The sequence below is a fragment of the Rhizobacter sp. Root1221 genome, from assembly GCF_001425785.1.
In the GTDB taxonomy this organism is placed as follows: domain Bacteria; phylum Pseudomonadota; class Gammaproteobacteria; order Burkholderiales; family Burkholderiaceae_C; genus Rhizobacter.
On record NZ_LMDI01000071.1, the window covers coordinates 1 to 1,518 of the forward strand.

Below are 1,518 nucleotides of genomic sequence, written 5' to 3' on the forward strand. Positions count from 1 at the left end.
CAGATCGTGTACGAGTACGACGCGGCGGGCCAGGTCATCAAGGTCACGGACCGGTCGCTGAACCAGGTCACCGAGTTCGCCTACGACCTGGCCGGGCGCCACGTGCGCGAGCGCACCACCCAGGCCAGCAAGGTGACAGGACAACATGCTGGCCTACGACAACGTGGGCCGCCTGCGCCACGTGGGCGACGGCCGCATGAGCATCGACATCGCCTACGACAAGGCCGGCAACCGCACGCAGCTGCGCACGCACGCCAACGTGCCCAACCTCGGCAGCGCCGGTGAAGTGTCGAAGGACAGCGACCACCGCTTCACCTACGACAACATGAACCGCCCGAGGGAGCCGGGGTCAAGTCTTGCGTCTTGCCTGACCCTTCAAAAACCCCGCCATACCGCGGCATTCTCAAACCAGTCCATCAGGCTCATCGCGGCGCCACCGTCCGCAGGAGCGGCGTGCGAACAGTATTGGGTCAAGTCTTGCGTCTTGCCTGACCCATCAAAACTCCCGACATACCAGGCAATTCTGAAGGCAGGTACACACCGCCCCTGCGGATGGTGGCGCCGCGATGAGCCTGGTGGTGCGCACGGCCGGTTCCAACGATGCGTGGACCACCCACCATCCCGGGCACCCCGCAGCGGCACCGCACCGGGCCAGACCTGAAGCGGCCTCCTGGGCCGCTGCCACCTACCCCCGCGGATCAGCGGCCAGGCAACATGGCCACGAGCCTCTCGGCCGCCTCATCCATCGATTTGGCCAACCCGGGGTCCTCCGCCATGCGGGCCTGCACGTGGGCAACCAATTCGTAGAACTTGGGATCGTTGATCAACGCTTCACCCAGTTCGAACAGCAGCACCGATTCGATGAAGACACCGAACACCTTGCGCTTGCGGTCCGGGTCGGCCGGGTCGATGAAACGGATGCGCCGAAACACCAATGACGGCAGGTCGCCGGCCTGAGGTGCAGGCGCGCNGTTCGTAGAACTTGGGATCGTTGATCAACGCTTCACCCAGTTCGAACAGCAGCACCGATTCGATGAAGACACCGAACACCTTGCGCTTGCGGTCCGGGTCGGCCGGGTCGATGAAACGGATGCGCCGAAACACCAATGACGGCAGGTCGCCGGCCTGAGGTGCAGGCGCGCCCCGGTCGCCTTGGACGACCGCCCGCGTGCGGGCCGTTGGCGCCGCCCGCATGGTCTCCAGTTGCATGCGAATGAAGGCCGCCACATCGGCAGCCCCGTTGATCGATGTCATGCAGGACTAACCTTCAGTGGAACGATCCGTTCCGGTAGTTCGACAGCAGCACGTGAGAGGCGTCGGCGTCCGTGCCCTCTGCCGGCACGGCTGCGGCCGACTGCTCGGCATTCGAGCGAACGAGCGCCTCGATCCGGTCGATCACCATCTGGATGTCGCCGTTGAGCGGCGCGTTGTCGGTGTTGAGCGCCTGGCCGGCGCGGAACCGGGTGATCGCATCGGCGAATCGGTCCTCCGCCAGCGCCGCGAAACCGAACACGAACT

Annotated in this window: 1 protein-coding gene and 2 pseudogenes; 2 read left to right on the plus strand and 1 reads right to left on the minus strand. The window is 65.3% G+C overall.

The window, feature by feature from the left end:
- Positions 1-6: 6 nt before the first annotated feature.
- Both ASC87_RS34020 and ASC87_RS33460 read left to right on the plus strand, forming a co-directional pair.
- A pseudogene (locus ASC87_RS34020) lies at positions 7-123 on the plus strand (hypothetical protein); the annotation flags it as partial.
- 22 nt (positions 124-145) lie between these two features.
- Positions 146-661: a hypothetical protein gene (locus ASC87_RS33460; RefSeq protein ID WP_056671178.1), complete on the plus strand. Its 516-nt coding sequence runs from the start codon at positions 146-148 to the stop codon at positions 659-661.
- Between the two features lie 606 nt (positions 662-1,267).
- Here ASC87_RS33460 and ASC87_RS32570 read toward each other — a convergent pair.
- A pseudogene (locus ASC87_RS32570) lies at positions 1,268-1,518 on the minus strand (hypothetical protein); the annotation flags it as partial.

Excerpts from the sequence above, each read along its gene's own strand:
- ASC87_RS33460 (WP_056671178.1), top strand. The coding sequence starts at position 146 with ATGCTGGCCTACGACAACGTGGGCCGCCTGCGCCACGTGGGCGACGGC.